General features: G+C 61.2%; 13 protein-coding genes. 10 read left to right on the top strand and 3 right to left on the bottom strand.

What is annotated here, in order from left to right; all coding sequences use genetic code 11:
- The first annotated feature begins 82 nt into the window (after nt 1-82).
- Nucleotides 83-754 (top strand): DUF2161 domain-containing phosphodiesterase, encoded by a 672-nt coding sequence (locus tag ACTXGA_RS11990; protein ID WP_443393925.1) that lies wholly within the window; start codon nt 83-85, stop codon nt 752-754.
- A 9-nt stretch (nt 755-763) separates the two neighbouring features.
- On the opposite strand, the gene ACTXGA_RS11985 is transcribed toward ACTXGA_RS11990, so the two are convergent.
- Nucleotides 764-1,633, bottom strand: a complete 870-nt coding sequence (locus ACTXGA_RS11985) for a sulfotransferase domain-containing protein (protein ID WP_443393923.1) — start codon at nt 1,631-1,633, stop codon at nt 764-766.
- Between the two features lie 71 nt (nt 1,634-1,704).
- On the bottom strand, nt 1,705-2,628 hold the full coding sequence (locus ACTXGA_RS11980; protein WP_443393921.1) for a DMT family transporter: 924 nt from the start codon (nt 2,626-2,628) through the stop codon (nt 1,705-1,707).
- Between the two features lie 359 nt (nt 2,629-2,987).
- On the opposite strand from ACTXGA_RS11980, the gene ACTXGA_RS11975 reads away from it, so the two are divergent.
- The 3 genes from ACTXGA_RS11975 (at nt 2,988) to ACTXGA_RS11965 (ending at nt 7,157) form a co-directional block, all read left to right on the top strand.
- Nucleotides 2,988-3,299: a co-chaperone GroES gene (locus ACTXGA_RS11975; protein ID WP_443393920.1), complete on the top strand. Its 312-nt coding sequence runs from the start codon at nt 2,988-2,990 to the stop codon at nt 3,297-3,299.
- A 74-nt stretch (nt 3,300-3,373) separates the two neighbouring features.
- Complete coding sequence (gene groL, locus ACTXGA_RS11970) at nt 3,374-5,017, top strand: chaperonin GroEL (RefSeq protein ID WP_443393918.1); 1,644 nt, start codon at nt 3,374-3,376, stop codon at nt 5,015-5,017.
- A gap of 169 nt (nt 5,018-5,186) precedes the next feature.
- Nucleotides 5,187-7,157 carry an ATP-binding protein gene (locus ACTXGA_RS11965; RefSeq protein WP_443393916.1) on the top strand — a complete coding sequence of 657 codons (1,971 nt, stop codon included), beginning with the start codon at nt 5,187-5,189 and terminating at the stop codon, nt 7,155-7,157.
- Nucleotides 7,158-7,195: 38 nt separating this feature from the next.
- Here ACTXGA_RS11965 and ACTXGA_RS11960 read toward each other — a convergent pair whose 3' ends face one another.
- Nucleotides 7,196-7,633 carry a gamma-glutamylcyclotransferase family protein gene (locus ACTXGA_RS11960; protein ID WP_443393915.1) on the bottom strand — a complete coding sequence of 146 codons (438 nt, stop codon included), beginning with the start codon at nt 7,631-7,633 and terminating at the stop codon, nt 7,196-7,198.
- A gap of 196 nt (nt 7,634-7,829) precedes the next feature.
- Between ACTXGA_RS11960 and ACTXGA_RS11955 the strand changes: the two genes are divergently transcribed.
- The 6 genes from ACTXGA_RS11955 to ACTXGA_RS11930 all read left to right on the top strand — a co-directional run bounded on the left by ACTXGA_RS11955 (nt 7,830) and on the right by ACTXGA_RS11930 (nt 14,111).
- Complete coding sequence (locus tag ACTXGA_RS11955; protein ID WP_443393913.1) at nt 7,830-8,141, top strand: hypothetical protein; 312 nt, start codon at nt 7,830-7,832, stop codon at nt 8,139-8,141.
- Entirely contained in the window at nt 8,119-8,781 is a 663-nt protein-coding gene (rnhB, locus tag ACTXGA_RS11950) for a ribonuclease HII (RefSeq protein ID WP_443393911.1), read from the top strand. Before ACTXGA_RS11955 ends, rnhB begins: the two co-directional genes overlap by 23 nt.
- Before the next feature lie 89 nt (nt 8,782-8,870).
- Entirely contained in the window at nt 8,871-9,986 is a 1,116-nt protein-coding gene (locus ACTXGA_RS11945; protein WP_443393910.1) for a site-specific DNA-methyltransferase, read from the top strand.
- 322 nt (nt 9,987-10,308) lie between these two features.
- Entirely contained in the window at nt 10,309-10,989 is a 681-nt protein-coding gene (locus tag ACTXGA_RS11940) for a cupin domain-containing protein (protein WP_443393908.1), read from the top strand.
- 98 nt (nt 10,990-11,087) lie between these two features.
- Nucleotides 11,088-11,981 (top strand): DMT family transporter, encoded by an 894-nt coding sequence (locus ACTXGA_RS11935; RefSeq protein ID WP_443393907.1) that lies wholly within the window; start codon nt 11,088-11,090, stop codon nt 11,979-11,981.
- Between the two features lie 105 nt (nt 11,982-12,086).
- Nucleotides 12,087-14,111: a methyl-accepting chemotaxis protein gene (locus ACTXGA_RS11930; RefSeq protein WP_443393905.1), complete on the top strand. Its 2,025-nt coding sequence runs from the start codon at nt 12,087-12,089 to the stop codon at nt 14,109-14,111.
- The last annotated feature ends 15 nt before the right edge of the window (nt 14,112-14,126 follow it).

Raw genomic sequence — 14,126 nt, 5'->3', positions numbered from 1 at the left:
TGGCTGTCTTGCCCTAGCGTCCGGACCCTAGTTTGCCTTGGGGCGGCTGGACAAGGGGGGGCGCGGAGAGGAAAGTTGCGCCATGCAACGGGAGAGCGAGCTTTACGGCCCGGTAAAGGCCTATCTGGAAGGGCAGGGCTTTGCCGTCAAAGGTGAGGTCGGGGCCGCCGACATGGTGGCCGTTCGCGGCGATGAGCCGCCCGTGATCGTTGAACTGAAACTGCGGATCACGCTGGCGCTGTACCATCAGGCCTGTGCGCGGCTGGCGGTGACAGAGCATGTCTACATCGCCGTTGCGCGGCCCAAGGGCAAGACGGCGCGCCGGGCGCTGAAGGACAACCGCGCCATGTGCCGGCGGCTGTCCTTGGGGTTCATCACGGTCCGCGAGGACGGGCTGGTCGAGGTTCTGTGCGACCCCGGCCCCCACCGGCCGCAACGGCGCAAGGCCAAGACGGAAAAGCTGCTGCGCGAGTTTGCGCGGCTGCGCGGTGATCCGAATGAAGGGGGCGCGACGCGGCACGGGATCGTGACCGGCTACCGACAGGATTCGCTGGTCTGCGCCGCGCATCTGGCCGAGCACGGCCCGTGCCGAGGGCAGGACGTGGCAAAGGCGACGGGCGTTCCGGCCGCGACGCGGATCATGCGCGACAACCATTATGGCTGGTTCGAGCGTGTTTCGACCGGGGTCTACGGGCTGACAGGGGAGGGCAGCGCAGGTCTGGCGCATTGGGCCTATAGCTGGGAGCAGGGTTAAGGCCGTTCCCTAGGCGCTGCCCCATTCCAGCCAGTGCCGGTCTTCGGGCGACAGCGCCTCTGACAGTCGCTTTTCATAGGCGGCCAGATCATCCTCAGTCAGCTTGCCTTCCCACTTGTTCGAAGACGCGGAGTGAAAGAATTCGGCATCGTTGCGCCAGAATTCTTGCCCTGCCGAGGGGGTAAAGCGGTTGGCGTTGGCCTTCATGTTGTCGAACTTTGCGGCCTCGGCGACCTCCCGCAGCAGCGGTTCGGGGTGCGTCATGCCGGTGTGTTTGGCGATGCGCGCGACTGTGCCAGGCAGGTCGCGGGTCATGTCGGCGTAATGCAGGCGCGTCAGGTTCTCACGCGGTTCGCGCGCCAGAGTTTCGCGGTAATGGGTCAGGATCGATTCAAGGCTGACGGCGTCGAAATGATCGCCTTCCAGAAACAGGCGGAACCCTTCGGACAGGTCGTCGGGGTAATACTCATCGCCAAAATCAAAGGCCATGTTCTGCACGTGTTTGCGGAACGAGAAATGCACATCGATGGGATGCCGGTAGACGGTGATGTAGCGCAGGTGCGGCCAGATCGGAATGCCGTCGAAGGGCGTGTGCGTCTTGACCTGACGGCGGTGGTCCTGCGCCTCCAGTCGGGACATGACCTCGTCAAGGTCACGGACATTGATGTCGATCCACGGCGATTTCATCGAGGTCTGGGCATCGACCAGCGGATCGCCTGCGATCAGCATGGCAAGGATCGCCTGCGTCCACGTGGTGCCGCACTTGGGTGGGGTCGACACGACGATATCGCCCGCACGCGGCTGAAAGGCGTCCCAGCGACGCGAATCCGTCAGGTCTCCCTGATAGCTGCGCTGGGCGGGTTCGCATTCATGGGTCATGACCTGTCGCTCTCCCTGTCAAAGGTCGAGCATGTGGCACCTCCGGCCACCGCGCAATGGTTTTGCGTTGTCTACGCGTCGGGCCCGCGCGACTTCGCGGCCATGCGCTCTCGGTACAGGGTGAACAGACCCGAGGCGATGATGATGCTGCATCCAAATAGCGTCCAGCCATCGGGCAGGTCCGCAAAGACGACATAGCCGTAGAACGTACCCCAGATGATCAGCGAGTAATGCAGTGGTGCGACCACAACCGCCTGCGCGATGTCCAACGCGCGGATCACCAGCACCTCTCCAAGGCCCGCGGTCACCGCCAGCCCGACAATGACCATCCAGAGGGTGGGATCGGTGGGGGTAACCCAGACAAACGGCAACGCCACGCTGACCAACGCGATCGAGGTGAGCGAGGTATAGGCCACGGTGGTCAGGATCGGGTCGGCCCCGCTGAGGCTGCGCGACAGCACCTGCCGGACGGCAAAGAAGGTGGCGGCGACAACCGCGAACCCGATGGCCGGATGCAGCACCCCCATGCCGGGACGGATCACGATCAGCATCCCTACAAAGCCGATGATGACGGCGATCCAGCGGCGGATGCCCACGGGTTCACGCAGGATCGTGGCCCCCATGATGGTGACAAGGAACGGCGCGATGAAGGTCACGGCCACGACATCGGCCAACGGCACATAGGTCACCGCTATGATGAAACAGATGGCCGAGCAGACCGCCGTGACGCCGCGCGCGATTTGCAGCAAAGGCAGGTGGGATCGCAGGATCTGCGTCCCCCTGATGGCAAGAATGACAAGAATGCCAAGCGCCAGACCGATCTGCCGGAACCAGACGATTTGCACCGGATGCAAGGCGTCTGTCAGGAACTTTGCCTGTACGTCGCAGGCCGCGAATGAAAAGAAGCCAAGCGCCATCAGGATGATCCCGCGCATGTTGTCGGTCTGCGACGGCATCGGGGCATGGCGCAGGGGCGCGGCGACAGGTGTTGGCATGGCGGGGCTCTGGTTGGGAGGCGCGGGCTGCGCTGACCCAGCGTAGGTCAGCCCCCCTGACCGTTCAAGCGTCCGCTCAAGAGGGGGTTTTGGTGCCAACCGGTCGAAAGTGGTGTGGGGGAACAGGGGCTTGAGCCAGCATCGGTTTGCGCATCCCACTTGGCGCAGGTCCGGTATGCGAATTTCGAATACCAATCATCGCGGTATCGCCGGTCGGGTGGATCTATTTTTTTCCAGCCGTCGGTTGACACGACTCGGGCCGATCCTTAACTCAGCGTCGTTAGCACTCGACGACAGTGAGTGATAACGGCCCCGACTTTTGGGGGCTTGGGAGAAACTTTGAGCTAGGAGACTCGAAGATGGCATTCAAACCGCTTCATGACCGCGTGCTGGTTCGCCGCATCGAAGGCGACGAGAAAACTGCTGGTGGCCTGATCATTCCGGATAGCGCCAAGGAAAAGCCGGCAGAAGGCGTGGTTGTCTCGTGTGGCGAAGGCGCACGTAAGGACAGCGGCGAGCTGATCGAGATGGCCGTCAAGGAAGGCGACCGTATACTTTTCGGCAAATGGTCCGGCACCGAAGTCACCGTTGGTGGCGAAGAGCTGCTGATCATGAAGGAAAGCGACATCCTGGGGATCATCGAAAACGACGCAGCCGCAGCCGCGGCCTGAACACCTGTCGTGATCGACGGGGCGCTGTAGCGCCCGTCGCATTGTCCCCATTCTGTCTAATAGGAGAAGATTAGATGTCCGCAAAAGACGTGAAATTCGACACCGACGCCCGCGCAAAGATGCTGAAGGGTGTCAACATCCTCGCCGACGCGGTGAAGGTGACCCTCGGCCCGAAGGGCCGCAACGTGGTTCTGGACAAGTCGTTCGGCGCCCCGCGCATCACCAAGGACGGTGTGTCTGTCGCCAAAGAGATCGAACTGGAAGACAAGTTCGAGAACATGGGCGCGCAGATGGTGAAGGAAGTTGCTTCCCGCACCAACGACGAAGCCGGTGACGGCACCACCACCGCGACGGTTCTGGCTCAGGCCATCGTCAAGGAAGGCATGAAGGCGGTTGCCGCCGGCATGAACCCCATGGACCTCAAGCGCGGCATCGACGCGGCGACCGCCAAGGTCGTGCAGGCCATCAAGGACGCAGCCCGCACCGTCGAGAACTCCGACGAAGTGGCTCAGGTTGGTACCATCTCCGCCAACGGTGAGGCCGAAATCGGTCGCCAGATCGCCGACGCCATGCAGAAGGTCGGCAACGAGGGTGTCATCACCGTCGAAGAGAACAAAGGCCTCGAGACCGAGACCGATGTTGTCGAAGGCATGCAGTTCGACCGCGGCTACCTGTCGCCCTACTTTGTGACCAACCCGGACAAGATGATTGCAGATCTCGAAGACTGCATGATCCTGCTGCACGAGAAGAAACTCTCGTCGCTGCAGCCGATGGTTCCGCTGCTCGAGCAGGTGATCCAGTCGCAGAAGCCGCTGCTGATCATTGCTGAAGACGTCGAAGGCGAAGCGCTGGCGACCCTCGTGGTCAACAAGCTGCGCGGCGGCCTGAAAATCGCAGCCGTCAAGGCACCGGGCTTCGGCGATCGCCGTAAGGCCATGCTGCAGGACATCGCGATCCTGACCGGCGGTCAGGTGATCTCCGAAGACCTCGGCATGAAGCTGGAGTCGGTGACCATGGACATGCTTGGCACTGCCAAGAAGGTCTCGATCACCAAGGATGAGACCACCATCGTCGACGGCGCAGGTGAAAAGGCCGAGATCGAAGCACGTGTTTCCCAGATCCGTACCCAGATCGAAGAAACCACTTCGGACTACGACCGTGAAAAGCTGCAGGAACGCGTTGCCAAGCTGGCAGGCGGCGTTGCCGTCATCCGCGTTGGCGGCATGACCGAAGTCGAAGTGAAAGAGCGTAAGGACCGTGTGGACGATGCTCTGAACGCGACCCGCGCAGCCGTGCAGGAAGGCGTTGTCGTCGGCGGCGGTGTTGCTCTGGTTCAGGGCGCCAAGGCGCTCGACGGCCTGAAGGGCGAAAACGCTGACCAGGACCGCGGTATCTCGATCATCCGCGCCGCTCTGGAAGCGCCGCTGCGTCAGATCGCATCCAACGCAGGTGTCGACGGTTCCGTCGTTGCTGGCAAGGTGCGTGAATCGAACGACCTCAAGTTCGGTTACAACGCCCAGACCGGTGAGTACGGCGACATGTTCGCATTCGGCGTCATCGACCCGGCCAAGGTTGTCCGTACCGCGCTGGAAGATGCATCTTCGGTTGCAGGCCTGCTGATCACCACCGAAGCGATGGTGGCCGACAAGCCGCAGAAAGAAGGCGCAGGCGCCGGCGGCGGCATGCCCGACATGGGCGGCATGGGCGGCATGATGTAAGCCACGCCCAAGCGCGTGACACGATTTGGGGCTGCCCTTTGGGCGGCCCCTTTTCTTTTTCAGGTAAGGTAGGCGGCAGCTTTGGGTTCGGGCCTGCCCGGGTATTGCGGAAACGTGGCAATCGCGACCCAAGCGGCACTCAAATCTCAAGCTGGGTGGAAAACATCCAGTGATCAGGTATTCATATCGCATCCTTGTCCATCATGGCTCCATGTCTCCGCACAAGATATTTCAGCATCTGTTTTCCGACGCCGAGTGGCCGCCTTTGCGCCGCGCCTTGTGGAGCATCCTGCCGACCGTTGTCGTGATCTTCATGATCGAGATGACGCACCTTGGCCGGGGGGTCATTCCCGTGCCGTTCCTGCTGTTGCTCGTCACCGTTGGTCATGCTGGATATTTCGGCGGACGACTGGTCGGCAGCTTCAGCGGCGTGCTGGCCGCGATACTGGTGGTGCACGGCTACATCGAAGGATTTGGGCCAGCGACACTGACCGGCGGTTGGCCATACGTCGTGTTCGGTGTGGCAGTTTTCATTTTTGCGGGTTTCATATTGGGGCGTCTGCGCGAACAGCGGGATGCCCATTACAACGCCCTGCTTGAAACCCAGCGGCGCGATCAGGAAGAGCCGCTGTTGTTGGCCAGCCAATTGATCAAGCTCGGGTATTACATCTGGGACCCAATTAACGATGCGCCGATTGTGGTGTCCGAACAGCACCTCAAGAACTACGGCACCACGAGGGAACAGTTTCTGGCCGGGGTGTCGCGATCCGGTGGCGGTTTTCCCCTGATCCACCCTGAAGACCGGGACAAGGTCGCGCTGTGGAGCGAAAAGGTCGAAAAGGGCGAAACGGTTGAGATGGAGTACCGCGTCCAGTCTGACCAGGGAACCCGGTGGATCCGGGCAATCGTCCGTCCCCTGAGCGACGCGTCCGGTAAGATCGTCAAGGAAATCTGCGCCTCTCTGGACATCACCACCCAGAAAGCCACCGAAGCGCATCTGGCTGAAGCGCAGAAACTGGAGTCCGTTGGCCGCCTTACGGCTGGCATCGCGCATGATTTCAACAATCTTCTGGCGGTGATCCTTGGCAATCTGGAACTCATTGCCGAGTCCAGGGCAGAGGAGCATTCCGCAGAATTGATTGATGCGGCGATACAGGCGACCCATCGCGGAAGTGATCTGACGCGGAAACTTCTGGCCTTTGGACGCAAAGCGGCGCTGACGCCCGAGTTGATTGACTCAAATACCATCATCCGCGACATGAGAGAGGTCATCCGCCGCACGCTGCCCGCGACGATCGAGGTGGAGACGGTATTGGGGGCTGGATTGTCGGCGGTAGAGGTCGACCGCTCCCAATTCGGAAACGCCCTGCTGAACCTTGTGATCAACGCCCGGGACGCGATGCCAGAGACAGGTGTCCTGACCGTCGAATCCGCGAACGTGCGGCTGGATGAGGCCTATTGCGACGGGCATGGCGCAGAACTCGATCCCGGACAATATGTCATGATCGCGGTCAGCGATACCGGCAGCGGCATCAAGCCTGCCGAGTTGAAACGCGTGTTTGAGCCCTTTTTCACCACCAAACCCGTCGACAAGGGAACGGGTCTTGGGCTGCCCCTAGTCTATGGCTTCGTCAAGCAATCGGGCGGGTCGGTGCAGATTTACAGTGAGCTCGGAGAGGGCACGACCGTAAAGATGTATTTCCCGGCGAAGGGGAGGTTGGCCCGGCCAGCAGCGGAACCATTGCCCGATCCGGTGGGCGAGACATTGCATCAGGGGCGCGTGCTAGTTGTTGATGATGATCCGGAGGTGCGCCGAATGGTTGTCCGGCAAATGCGTCTCTTGGGGTTCGAGGTGCTCGAAGCGCCCGAAGGCAGCACCGCTTTGGATGTTTTGCGCGGCACACCCGACATCCGCCTGTTGTTGACGGATGTGGTGATGCCCGGAGAAATGCAGGGAACCGACCTTGCAGAAGCCGCGTCACAGGAAATGCCGGACCTGAAGATCGTCCTGATGACCGGCTATGCGAAAAGTGCCGTTGAAAACGGTCACAGCAAGTCCAACGGATTTACCAAACTGACGAAACCGGTTCAGCTGAATGAATTGACCCGCGTGGTGAACCGCACGCTGGGCGGCACCTGAGCTATCGATACTCCGGCGCGCGGTGTGTCGGTCGGGGTTTAGCGGGTGTGCGGCGCGCTTCGGTCAAAGCGACCAGAGGGAATGCGGGTCGCGCGGGACAGATCCCATGCATAGAAGTAGCAAACCGAGGCCACGACACGGCCATCGTGCAGGGTAACGGGGACGCTGCGACGCAGGAACTCATGCGGCTCGGGACGTGACGCATCACAGGCCTCATACTCGTCCAGGGCGGGCAACAGGCTGCCGGTATTCCGCAGGGTGTAGACCTCTCCGAATACCCGGTCTTCTTCGTGGCCCGAAGGAACTGCGCCGGGATACAGGTTCCCCGGTTCTTCGGGGTCGTCGATGGTGTAGAGACAGGCGCGAATCCAGCCGTGACCAACCAGAGAGGCGTCTTCACGCAGTCGGTGGCCGATCGGATGATCCGCTACCGTCATCAGGGTTCCGTAAACGAAAAGGTAACAGGTGTCGGTCATTGAAGTCTCTGGCTGATGTGCGGCAAGCTGTTGTGCGGGTCGATTGACGGGAAAACCGGGCTGTGTCCACCACTTGCCGTAGAATGCGAAAACACTGTTGCGAGATCGGGCCTCGCGGCGACCGCACGATCTGATAGAGTCGACGTCGCTCTGCCACGAGGTCCCTGAAATGAGTCGCCGCGATGCGAGAAAAGCCTTGAACCTTGCTCTGCCAGAACACCTGCGAAAGGCCTTGGTTCTGCAGTCCAGCGCGCATGTGCCTTTGGCCTACCTTGTGCGGCAAACCCTGCGAAATGCATTGGATGCGGGGCAGGGCTGGCGCGAGACGGTCGGTCCCGGCGACAGGCGGCCCATCCTGTTGCAGTTGAACTGCGAAGAGCGGGCTCGGCTGGCGATGTGGACCTCTGCCAAAAAGGTGAGCGAGGAGGCCGCGATCCTGTCATTGATTGCAGCCTATCTGGAAGACGAGGCTCAACAGCTGTCCGATGCCCGGCAGGGCAAAAATTGAAGCTGTGCTTGCTCCGCTTGAGATGACGCTGGAAAAGGCGCTTTGGGCGCGGGGCTGCGGTCAGGTGGCGGGCGTTGACGAGGTTGGGCGCGGCCCGCTGGCCGGTCCAGTTGTGGCCGCTGCGGTGGTTCTGAATCCCGAAAGCATCCCTGAGGGCCTGAACGATTCAAAAAAGCTGAGCGTCAAGCGCCGCGTGCTGCTGGAGGCCTTATTGCGGCAAAGCGCGCTGGTTGGTCTGGGACAGGCCACTGTCGAAGAAATCGACGAGATCAACATTCTGCAGGCCAGCCTGTTGGCGATGCGGCGCGCGGTGGCGGATTTGCCGGTGGTGCCCGATCACCTTTTGATCGACGGCAACAAGATCCCGGCGGGACTCCCCTGTGACGCGACCCCGGTGGTGGGCGGCGACGCGCTTTCACCGTCGATTGCCGCTGCGTCAATTGTGGCCAAAAAGTGGCGCGATGACGTCATGAAAAAGGCCGCCGTGCAGTTCCCCGGATACGGTTGGGAAACAAACGCCGGCTACCCCACAAAGTGTCACAAATCTGCACTCCGAGATTTGGGGGTTACCCCCTTCCATAGACGGTCTTTCGCCCCGGTGCGCGATATCTTGTGGCAAGCAAAAAACTCAAGTCCCTGATTCAAAAATAGAATTGACCGCGAATCAGGGATGACTCATCTTCTGTTTAACCAATGAGCGCAAAAAGCGCCGCGGGACAGAGGCAGAGAATGACGACAATGACCAAGGTGACGGGCGCCAATGCGCTCCCCATCAACACGATCCTGTCCGGGGATTGCATCGAAGTGATGCAACGCCTCCCCGAGGCTTCGGTCGACCTGATCTTCGCCGATCCGCCCTACAATCTGCAGTTGAAGGGCGCCTTGCATCGCCCCGACAACTCAGAGGTGGATGCCGTCGACGATCACTGGGACCAGTTTTCGAGTTTTGCCGCCTACGACAAGTTTACCCAAGACTGGCTCGCAGCGGCGCGCCGATTGCTCAAGCCCGACGGGGCGATCTGGGTGATCGGCTCATATCACAACATCTTTCGTGTGGGGGCCGCGCTGCAGGATGCGGGCTACTGGATCCTGAACGATGTTGTCTGGCGCAAGTCGAACCCGATGCCGAACTTTCGCGGCAAGCGGTTCACCAATGCGCATGAAACGATGATCTGGGCGTCCAAAAGCGAGGGGGCGAAATATACCTTCAACTATGAGGCGCTGAAGTCGCTGAACGAAGGTATCCAGATGCGCAGCGACTGGGTCTTGCCGATCTGCAATGGCGGCGAGCGGCTGAAGGATGGCAACGGGGACAAGGCCCATCCGACACAAAAGCCGGAGTCGCTGCTGCATCGTGTCCTGGTGGGGTCGACCAAACCCGGTGACGTGGTGCTGGACCCTTTCTTTGGCACGGGGACGACAGGCGCGGTGGCCAAGATGCTGGGCCGTGATTTCATCGGGATCGAACGAGAGGCCGCCTATCGCGAAGTGGCCGAGAAACGCATCGCCAAGGTGCGCGCCTTTGACAAGGCATCGCTGCAGGTCAGTACGTCCAAGCGCGCAGAGCCGCGCGTGCCCTTCGGTCAACTGGTCGAGCGTGGCATGCTGCGCCCGGGTGAGGAACTGTGGAGCATGAACGGCCGTCACAAGGCTAAGGTGCGCGCAGACGGAACGCTGGTCGGGAACGAGGTCAAGGGCTCGATCCATCAGGTCGGGGCGCAACTGGAAGGCGCACCCTCCTGCAATGGCTGGACCTACTGGTGCTTCAAACGGGATGGCAAGACCGTTCCGATCGACGTGCTGCGCCAGCAAATTCGGGCAGAGATGACCGAACGGCCCTCCTGACCATATCAGACAATTCAACAGACACCGCCGATGCCGCAACCTACCCTTGCGGCACGAACTGGCCCCGCTTGCCTATCGGCAGGCGGGGCATTTTTCTTGGACCCTGAGGCAAAGTCTGCACCGGACAATACGCCGGACCGCAGAGGTTGCTGTTGGACGTAGATGACGAACCAGGCGTCATCCAACAGGACATCTTCGCCTTCGGTAAGAAATAGCAGACATTGTCGAACTGGCTGGCGTCTTCTCCGGGGTCGCATTGCCGGCGCGGGTTTCTATATTTCGGAGGAGGGCCGCCAACGCGGCGCAGGAAGGGACAGCCGATATGGAAATCAACGCGGATTTTTCGCAGCGCGTGGTCATCCGCCCGGAGGACTATCAATGGCGCGCATCGCCCGCCGCGGGTGTGGAGCGCATGATGCTGGACCGGATCGGAGAGGAGGTGGCCCGCGCCACAACCATCGTCCGTTTTGCGCCCAACAGCACCTTTGATCCACATACCCATGGCGGCGGTGAAGAGTTTCTGGTGCTGGAGGGGGTCTTTTCCGACGAACACGCTGACTATCCGGCGGGAACCTATGTGCGAAATCCGATTGGCACCTCTCACCGCCCGCATATCGGACCGGAGGGGGCAACGATCCTCGTCAAACTGTGCCAGTTCGACGAAAAGGATACGGAGCAGAAAGCCATCGAAACCCGGAATGCCGAATTCCGTCCGGGCACGGCGAAAGGCTTGTGGGAATTGCCTCTGCACGAGGTCCCGGGAGAGACTGTGCGTCTGGTCCGTATCGAGCCGGGAACGCAGGGGGATCTGCCCGGAACAGGGGCGTCCGAGGAGATATTTGTCATCAAGGGCAGCTTTGCCGACGAGAATGGCACCTATCCCGCCGGGACATGGCTGCGCAGCCCGACTGGCTTTGGCCCCTGGATCAGAAGCGACGAAGGGTGCCTCATCTACATCAAGACCGGTCATCTGGATCACTTGATCGCGTCAGCGGTCGACTGATTGGAAGTCATGCGGTGATTGCATGACTGTCAGTCTTTGGTGTTGGTCTTGAGCAAGAGGGCTTTCCGAACCGCGGGAAAGCCCCTACGCCTGTGCTCATGGATATTCGCGCGATCTTGATGGGCCTTGCCTTTGCGGTGATGTGGTCCTCTGCCTTCACCTCTGCCCGTATCATCGTGGCTGCCGCTCCGCCTTTGTCGGCGCTCGCCCTTCGCTTTCTGATCTCGGGGTTGTTTGCCATCGCCATCGCGCGTCTCTTGGGGCAAAGCTGGCATCTGACTCGTGGGCAGTGGCGCGCGACCATCATCTTCGGCCTATGTCAGAACGCGCTGTATCTCGGCCTCAACTTTGTGGCCATGCAGACGATCGAGGCCTCTCTGGCCGCCATCATCGCCTCGACCATGCCGCTGTTGGTAGCATTGTCCGGCTGGGCTTTTTTGGGCGACAGGCCCAAGCCGCTTGCCCTTGCCGGGTTGCTGGCAGGGATCGTCGGGGTCGCCCTGATTATGGGGGTGCGCTTCACCGGCGGCGTTGATTTCTATGGGCTGGCGCTTTGTATCGGTGGCGTGATCGCCCTGACCGTTGCCACGCTAAGCCTGCGCGGCGCGACGTCGGGCGGCAATTTCCTGATGGTGGTCGGCCTGCAGATGCTGGTCGGCTGTGTCGCGCTCAGCATTCCGGCCGTTGCGCTGGAAACCCTCCAAATCGATTGGTCGCTCAATCTGTTGCTGGCCTTTGCCTATACAGTGTTCGTTCCGGGGCTGGCGGCGACACTGGTCTGGTTCCTGCTGGTCGACAGGATTGGCGCGGTCCGGGCGGCGACGTTCCACTTTCTCAATCCCTTTTTCGGGGTGGCGATCGCCGCCCTTCTACTGGGGGAGACACTGCGCCCGCTGGATCTTCTGGGGGTCGCGGTGATCGCCGGGGGCATTCTGGCGGTTCAACTGTCCCGCCTACCGGGCGCGTCCGCTAAAACTCTTGGGAAGTCGTAGGTATTTCCGCCGGTGATGCGGAAAGCTTTGTTTACCGCCTGAGGTTACATCGATGAGGCAAGCCGTTCCGTTTCCGGGGCGGCAGCCGGTATTCGAAGGTGTGACATGGGCCGATTTCCGATCAGGGTGCAGGTGCTCTTCCTTGCCTCAATGTTTGTCGTCATGCTGGCCGTGGCGGGGGTCCTGTCGTGGATCGTCAAATCGGATATGCAAGCGGCATATGAACAACAGGGTACCAGCTACGCCGACAACCTGTCGCTGATGCAACTGATCCACAAACTCGACAAGGCCGAGGGTCACCTCGTCGCCTTTTCGACCGGGGACGACGCGGAATGGCAGCTGTTCACTGATGAGTTGGCGGCCGCAATTGCAGCGCTTGAAAGCGCAGAGCACTTGTTCGTCCACGGTGACAAAGGGGCAAACACGGCGCTGATCGCCGACCTGAAAGAGGCGGCCGTGCCCGTTGCCGGATTGTCCAAACACTATGGGAACGCAAGGAACGAAGCGCTCTTTGGCCAGATGCAGTCGGTCAAGAACGTCTTCCTGCCGACAATCCGCGAGGCGCAGGGCAAGATCGCAGAGATTGGCCACGGGCTCGAATCTGCGGCCGTTTCTGCGCGCGAACAGGCGGAGGCCGTCGCGGCCTCATCGGATCAGAAACAACTGCTGAGCAGTGGCCTGCTGGTGGCCCTGGCGCTGATCCTTGCCTTTGTCTTTGGACGTTCCCTGTCGCAGCCCATACGCCGCGCGCGCGATTCCGTCGCCCGGCTCGCGGATCATGATTACTCGACCGAAATTGCGGACGTCGACCGCGCCGATGAGGTGGGGATGATATCCCGCAATCTCGAAGACCTGCGCGGCAAGTTGGCCGCAGCGGAAGCGGCAGAAGAGCGCGCCAAAGCAGAGAACGGTCGCCGGGTCGAGCTGTTCCAGACGGTGGGGGCGGCAATGGCAAGCTTGCGAAACGGCGCGTTGGACAGCCGGATCGAAGCCTCTGACTGGGCGGATCTGGGGGACAGCTATGTCACGCTCTGCAGCGACTTCAACAGCCTGTCCGCGGCGCTGAGGGACCTCGTCGGCTCCCTTCAGGCCAGCGCCGAGACGGTCAACGGAAATGCGCAGGACCTTTCTGAAATGTCCGACGAAATGTCCCGTAGATCCGAAGTTCAGGCCGCAACCTTGGAACAATCCGCGGCAGCCTTGGATGAATTGTCGGCCAGCGTCCAAGCGGCGTCCGAACAGGCCCAGAACGTCGACTCCAAGGTCACGGAGGGCCGCGAGCGAGCGGAGCAGGGGGGCGAGGTGATGGCCCGTGCGCTGCAGGCCATGGGATCGATTGCAAAATCTTCCGAACAGATCGCGCAGATCATCACCGTGATCGACGACATCGCCTTTCAGACCAACCTGTTGGCCCTGAACGCAGGGGTCGAGGCCGCCCGCGCGGGCGAAAGCGGCAAGGGCTTTTCCGTCGTTGCGTCAGAGGTTCGTGGGCTGGCGCAGCGCGCATCCGAGTCTGCCAGCGAGATCAAGGAGCTGGTGTTGAACAGCGCCCAGCAGGTGGAAGACGGTGAAAAGCTGGTGCAGGAAACCAGCGCGACATTGACCCATATCGTCGCCAGCGTGACCGAAGTTTCGGGCCTCGTCTCCGATATCGCCAGATCCGCCAGGGATCAGGCCAGCGGGGTGCAGGAGATCAGCGTTGGCGTCAGCGAACTGGACAAGGTGACCCAGCAAAACGCTGCCATGGTCAGCCAGACCAGTTCCGCCAGTCGGCAACTGAGCGTCGAGGCGGCGCGTTTGACAGACGTTCTGGCGCGGTTCTCCAACAGTGGTCACACGAACATCGCAAGGAGCGCAGGGATGGTGCCGGATGCGGCGCAACCGGCTGCAAATACGGACGTCGACGATTGGGGCAGGAACGCCCCGGTGGAGCGCGCTAAAGATCCAATCGCCGACAAGAGTGTCCGGTGCGATAAACCTTTAGACTGCACCCCAGAGGAACCGCCGCAGCCGGGCCAGCATGACCGATTGGTTCATGGCAGTTGGTCCGCCGAATTGGACGACCCCGAGCCGCTGCCGATGGAAATTCCCCGCTTGGCCGCTGGAGACGGCCAGTGGAAGGATTTCTAATCCTCTGAAGGTTCC

The sequence above is a fragment of the Antarctobacter jejuensis genome, assembly GCF_052266595.1.
GTDB lineage: Bacteria > Pseudomonadota > Alphaproteobacteria > Rhodobacterales > Rhodobacteraceae > Antarctobacter > Antarctobacter jejuensis.
The sequence above is the reverse complement of the archived record's forward strand: the minus strand, read 5'-3'. Positions and strand labels throughout refer to the sequence as shown.

What these genes read in the sequence shown, in the direction of transcription:
- ACTXGA_RS11990 (WP_443393925.1), top strand. Translation starts at nt 83, where the DNA reads ATGCAACGGGAGAGCGAGCTTTACGGCCCGGTAAAGGCCTATCTGGAA.
- ACTXGA_RS11985 (WP_443393923.1), bottom strand. Translation starts at nt 1,633, where the DNA reads ATGACCCATGAATGCGAACCCGCCCAGCGCAGCTATCAGGGAGACCTG.
- ACTXGA_RS11980 (WP_443393921.1), bottom strand. Translation starts at nt 2,628, where the DNA reads ATGCCAACACCTGTCGCCGCGCCCCTGCGCCATGCCCCGATGCCGTCG.
- ACTXGA_RS11975 (WP_443393920.1), top strand. Translation starts at nt 2,988, where the DNA reads ATGGCATTCAAACCGCTTCATGACCGCGTGCTGGTTCGCCGCATCGAA.
- groL (WP_443393918.1), top strand. Translation starts at nt 3,374, where the DNA reads ATGTCCGCAAAAGACGTGAAATTCGACACCGACGCCCGCGCAAAGATG.
- ACTXGA_RS11960 (WP_443393915.1), bottom strand. Translation starts at nt 7,633, where the DNA reads ATGACCGACACCTGTTACCTTTTCGTTTACGGAACCCTGATGACGGTA.
- rnhB (WP_443393911.1), top strand. Translation starts at nt 8,119, where the DNA reads ATGCCCGGCAGGGCAAAAATTGAAGCTGTGCTTGCTCCGCTTGAGATG.
- ACTXGA_RS11945 (WP_443393910.1), top strand. Translation starts at nt 8,871, where the DNA reads ATGACGACAATGACCAAGGTGACGGGCGCCAATGCGCTCCCCATCAAC.
- ACTXGA_RS11940 (WP_443393908.1), top strand. Translation starts at nt 10,309, where the DNA reads ATGGAAATCAACGCGGATTTTTCGCAGCGCGTGGTCATCCGCCCGGAG.
- ACTXGA_RS11935 (WP_443393907.1), top strand. Translation starts at nt 11,088, where the DNA reads ATGGATATTCGCGCGATCTTGATGGGCCTTGCCTTTGCGGTGATGTGG.
- ACTXGA_RS11930 (WP_443393905.1), top strand. Translation starts at nt 12,087, where the DNA reads ATGGGCCGATTTCCGATCAGGGTGCAGGTGCTCTTCCTTGCCTCAATG.